Raw genomic sequence first — 5000 nt, forward strand, 5'->3', positions numbered from 1 at the left:
GGAGGCGTACGAGGAGAAGGCACCGAAAGCAATGGCGATCCTGGAAGCCGGTTTTGAAGACCCCACGGCGGTTCTGGCATTGCCGGAGAAGTACCGGAGGCGGCTGCGCACCACCAACGCCGCCCGGCGGCTCAATGAGGAGATTCGGCGCCGCGAACGAGTGATTCGGATCTTCCCAAACCGTAATTCCGCCTTACGGCTTTTGGGTGCTTTGCTGATGGAAATTGACGAGAAGTGGGCCAGCGGCAAAAAGTATTTGGACATGACCGAGTACCTAGAGTGGCGTTCCACTCAGGAAGCCGAAGTGTCTGCGAAAGTGCTGCGGGTCAGCTAGGGTCCATTCCCTTACCAACCGTATGTAATTTCTTGGGATACGCCCATTCGAGCCGAGGGGCAATTTTACACAGAGATTTGGACTTGATCGGAATTAATCCGGGTTATGTTGACAATAGATGCGACGGAATTTTATAATATCTGTGAAAATAAAAATCTATGGGAGGGATGAAGATGCCGGCTGCAGTTGGTGCATACAATCCTTATGGTGATGTCAGATCCTATTCAGTACATCCAAAATTTGATTCAATGAGGAAATCTGTTATTCAAGGAATGGCGGTGGGTGCAATCAGAGGTGCAGTTCAGGGGGCGCGTGTAGGTTTTGCAGGTGGTTTAGGCTCAGGAGGGGTGCCTGGTGCTATTGGTGGTGTGATTGTCGGAGGAACAGTAGGTGCTGCGGGGGGAGCTGTAATGGGTTTAGTAAGAGGTTATATATTTGGTGGTGGAAAGTAATTTAATATTTTTTATAATCGGGATCTTCAAACAGAAGAGGATCCCGTTTTTTATAAAGGTGATATAATGGGTATCTTATTAAGATCATTTCTTTTCTGTTCGTTTATATCAAGTGATTTTAAAGCAATTGGTGTCAAAGATGTTTTTTATCCTCCATACGATATATTTGTGTTTGCTTTCGCAACGTTTAAGTACAAAGGAAAATGCGACATACGAATGAATTGGTATATAGAATCTGTGCCTTTTTGTGAATATGCTATTACCCTCCCGGAGAAACATGATGATGAGCGATGTGCATTTTCTGCAATTGATTTGTTACAAGTAGAAGAAAAAGTAAAAATAAGTATATACAAGAATTGGAGAGTAGAATTATTTATTAATGATAAATTTATGAGTTTCTCCAATTTTAGAGTAAAAAGATTGTTTTATGGATTTAAATTTGAATCGTTTGGTAGTAGTAGAATAAATATAAGTGTGTGAGTGTTAGGAAAGGAGAGGGTCAATAGTGAGTTCGTTATTGATGACAATAGGAGGTTTTTTATTTATATCTGTTTTTTATCTCTTTTTTGTTGTTAGTGATTATAGGACGATGCGAAAAAAATACGGGGGTCGTATACCTAGAAAAGCAATCCTCTCATTTGTTATCACTGAGACTTTCATACTAAGTATTTGTACTCTAATAGGTATTCTAATAAGTAGAATTCTGTGATTACTATACCATAAGGAGGTATTCGGTTTGAAAAAAGATATAAAAATCGTTGTCTCGGGTATTTTAGGAATCCTCGGCCTCGTCGCATGGATCTACCCGATTATCGGAATCCTTGTTGCCCTTTTGGGAATCCTTATATCGAAAAACATATTGAAACATGAAAACAACAACATCGCGAAAATGGGCTTTTGGCTGTCCGTCGTCTGCCTCATTCTGACGCTGATCAATTCAGCCGTCGGTGCGTACATGGGGTATAAGGGAATGATCTCCTGAGCGTAGCGCAAGAAAAACACCCCCGCGGAGTATGCGGGGGTGTTGCCGTTCGGTAGAGTTGCGGCGACGGTTGCTTACGCCGTCGTGAATTGCTCTTCTTCCGTCGAGCCGGTGAGGGCGGTCGTCGAGGCGGTGCCGCCGGAGATGACCAAGGCCACCTCGTCGAAGTAGCCGGTGCCCACCTCGCGCTGGTGGCGCGTGGCCGTGTACCCGTAGGCCTCGGCGGCGAACTCGGCCTGCTGCAGCTCGGCGTAGGCAGACATGCCGCGGTCGCGGTACTGCCGCGCCAGCTCGAACATGCTGTAGTTGAGAGTGTGGAAGCCGGCCAGGGTGATGAACTGGAACTTGTAGCCCATCTCGCCCAGCTCGTGCTGGAAGCGGGCGATCGTCTCGTCGTCCAGCTTCTTCTTCCAGTTGAAGGACGGCGAGCAGTTGTAGGCGAGGAGCTTGCCGGGGAACTTCTCGTGGATGGCCTCGGCGAACCGGCGCGCCTCCTCCAGGTTCGGTTCCGACGTCTCCACCCACAGGAGGTCGGCGTACGGCGCGAAAGCGAGGCCGCGGGCGATGGCCGCGTCGAGGCCGCCGCGGAAGCGGTAGAACCCTTCCGGCGTGCGCTCACCGGGTTCGATGAATTCGCGGTCGCGCGGGTCGATGTCGCTGGTGATCAGCTTGGCGCCGTTGGCGTCGGTGCGGGCGATCAGCACCGTCGGCACACCCATCACGTCGGCGGCCAGGCGCGCGGCGATCAGGTTGCGCACCGCCCAGGAGGTGGGGATGAGCACCTTGCCCCCCATGTGGCCGCACTTCTTCTCTGAGGAGAGCTGGTCCTCGAAGTGCACCCCGGCCGCACCGGCCTCGATCATCGCCTTCATCATCTCGAAGACGTTGAGCGGACCGCCAAAGCCGGCTTCGGCGTCGGCGACGAGGGGCGCCAGCCAGTAGATGTCGTTCTTGCCCTCGGCGTGGTGGATCTGGTCGGCGCGCAGGAGGGCGTTGTTGATGCGCCGCACGAGGTTGGGCACGCTGTTGGCCGGGTACAGGCTCTGGTCGGGGTAGGTCTGCCCGGCCAGGTTGGCGTCGGCGGCCACCTGCCAGCCGCTGACGTAGATGGCCTTCAGGCCGGCCTTCACCATCTGCACGGCCTGGTTGCCCGTCACGGCGCCCAGGGCCTTGACGTGGTGCTCGGTGTTCAGGAGGTGCCACAGCCGCTCGGCTCCCAGGCGGGCCAGGGTGTACTCGATCTGGATCGAGCCGCGCAGGCGCAGCACGTCCTCCGCCGTGTAGGGACGCTCAATCCCTTTCCAGCGCGGGTCCTTTTCCCAGCTTTCCTGCAGCTTTTTGGCCTCTTCTTGACGCGTCATTGTGGCTCTCTCCTCTCCCAGGATGGAATTGTGAATTCCCTCAATCGAGCAGGTCGTAGGCGGGCAGGGTGAGAAACTCGGCGAAATCCTTGCTCGTCGCCAGGTCGGCTAGCAGCTTGGCGGCTTCCTCGAAGCGGCCTTGGGCGAAGAAAGCGTCGCCCACCCGCTCGCGGATCTTGGCCATCTCCTCGTCGAGGAGGGTTTCGAACAGCTCGACGGTCACCTTGCGCCCGTCGTCGAGCACGCCCTTGGGATGGCGGATCCACTGCCAAATCTGGGCGCGGGAGATCTCCGCCGTGGCGGCGTCCTCCATCAGGTTGTTGATCGCCGCCGCGCCGACGCCGCGCAACCATGAGGCGATGTACTGGACGCCGACGCTGATGTTTTCGCGCAGGCCGCCCTCGGTGATCGGTCCCTCGGGGATGCGCAGGAGGTCGTCGGCGGTGACGACGAGGTCCTCCCGCTTGCGGTGGATCTGGTTGGGGCCGGGCATCTCCGCGTCGAAGACCTCCATGGCCACGGGCACCAGCCCCGGATGGGCCACCCACGTGCCGTCGTGGCCGTCGCGGGCCTCGCGCAGCTTGTCTTCGCGCACCTTCTCGAAGGCGCGGGCGTTGGCCTCGGGGTCGTTCTTGACGGGGATGAAGGCGGCCATCCCGCCGATGGCGTGGGCCCCGCGCCGGTGGCAGGTTTTCACGCACAGCTGGGAGTAGGCGCGCATGAAGGGCGTGGTCATCGTCACGAGGGCGCGGTCGGGGAAGAGGACCTCCGGTTTGTTGCGGAATTTTTTGATGAAGCTGAAGATGTAGTCCCAGCGGCCGCAGTTGAGGCCGGCGGCGTGGTCGCGCAGCTCGTAGAGGATTTCGTCCATCTCGAAGGCCGCCGTCACCGTCTCGATCAGAACGGTGGCCTTGATCGTGCCGCGGGGGATGCCCAGCTCGTCTTGGGCAAAATTGAACACGTCGTTCCACAGGCGCGCCTCGAGGTGGCTCTCCAGCTTGGGCAGGTAGAAATACGGCCCGGTGCCGCGCTCGAGGAGTTCGCGCGCGTTGTGGAAGAAATAGAGGCCGAAGTCGACCAGGCTGCCCGATGCGGGCCGGCCGTCGATGCGGATGTGCTTTTCCGGCAGGTGCCAGCCGCGCGGCCGCACGATGAGGGTGGCCACCTGCTCGTTCAGCGTATACACCTTTCCTTCCGGGCTTTCGTAGCGGATCGTGCGGCGGATGGCGTCGCGCAGGTTGATCTGTCCCTGGATGATGTTCGTCCACGTGGGGGAAGTGGCGTCTTCAAAGTCGGCCATGAATACCTTGGCCCCGGAGTTGAGGGCGTTGATGATCATCTTGCGGTCGACGGGACCGGTGATCTCCACCCGGCGGTCCTGCAGGTCGTGGGGAATCGGGGCCACGGTCCACTCGCTTTCCCGAATGTGTTTTGTCTCGGGCAGGAAAGCGGGCCACGCCCCGGCATCGAAGGCCTTCTGCCGCTCGGCGCGCCGGGCGAGGAGCTCGCGGCGCCGCGCGTCGAATTCGCGGTGCAGCTTCGCCACAAAGGCGAGGGCCTCGGGCGTGAGGATTTCCGCGAATTCCGGCGGCACGGGCGCCGTGATCTCGATGCCGTCGAGCGAGGGTGCCGCTTTGGGGTTCACGGTTACGGGCCTCCTTTCGCACCTGGTATATAACAGTTTTGTGTTTACGGTTGTATTGTATGACAGAGCACGCAGCGTTGTCAACAGATCCTTCGAAACTTCATGAAAAATCGGCGCTCGACCGCCTGCTTGCGGGACACGGGCCACGAGGCGAGAGGAATGGTTGGCAGGAGCCTTTTTCGTTGTCCGAATCCCTTGTATTCGGTGCACTTTCACCTTCACAAAA

The 5000-nt window shown here is 56.9% G+C and carries 6 protein-coding genes; 4 read left to right on the top strand and 2 right to left on the bottom strand.

The features are described 5' to 3' along the window. The 4 genes from IEX61_RS11815 to IEX61_RS11825 form a co-directional block, all read left to right on the top strand. Positions 1 to 334 (top strand): transposase (locus tag IEX61_RS11815; protein WP_188818201.1); only part of this gene is annotated, 334 nt, incomplete at its 5' end. 173 nt (positions 335 to 507) lie between these two features. Continuing rightward, entirely contained in the window at positions 508 to 786 is a 279-nt protein-coding gene (locus tag IEX61_RS11820; protein WP_157057791.1) for a hypothetical protein, read from the top strand. A gap of 66 nt (positions 787 to 852) precedes the next feature. Beyond that, a complete protein-coding gene (locus IEX61_RS12570) occupies positions 853 to 1266 on the top strand; it encodes a hypothetical protein (protein ID WP_229725868.1) in 414 nt (137 codons plus the stop codon). 256 nt (positions 1267 to 1522) lie between these two features. Next, entirely contained in the window at positions 1523 to 1768 is a 246-nt protein-coding gene (locus IEX61_RS11825; RefSeq protein WP_054672081.1) for a hypothetical protein, read from the top strand. Positions 1769 to 1842: 74 nt separating this feature from the next. Here the strand turns inward: IEX61_RS11825 and aceA are convergent, their stop codons facing one another. Together aceA and aceB are read right to left on the bottom strand one after the other, a co-directional pair. Further along, complete coding sequence (gene aceA, locus IEX61_RS11830; protein ID WP_054672077.1) at positions 1843 to 3129, bottom strand: isocitrate lyase; 1287 nt, start codon at positions 3127 to 3129, stop codon at positions 1843 to 1845. A 40-nt stretch (positions 3130 to 3169) separates the two neighbouring features. Beyond that, entirely contained in the window at positions 3170 to 4774 is a 1605-nt protein-coding gene (gene aceB / locus IEX61_RS11835) for a malate synthase A (RefSeq protein ID WP_188818203.1), read from the bottom strand. Between the last annotated feature and the right edge of the window lie 226 nt (positions 4775 to 5000).

This window comes from Calditerricola satsumensis (assembly GCF_014646935.1).
Classification (GTDB): Bacteria; Bacillota; Bacilli; order Calditerricolales; family Calditerricolaceae; genus Calditerricola; species Calditerricola satsumensis.

Excerpts from the sequence above, each read along its gene's own strand:
- IEX61_RS11820 (WP_157057791.1), top strand. The coding sequence starts at position 508 with ATGCCGGCTGCAGTTGGTGCATACAATCCTTATGGTGATGTCAGATCC.
- IEX61_RS12570 (WP_229725868.1), top strand. The coding sequence starts at position 853 with ATGGGTATCTTATTAAGATCATTTCTTTTCTGTTCGTTTATATCAAGT.
- aceA (WP_054672077.1), bottom strand. The coding sequence starts at position 3,129 with ATGACGCGTCAAGAAGAGGCCAAAAAGCTGCAGGAAAGCTGGGAAAAG.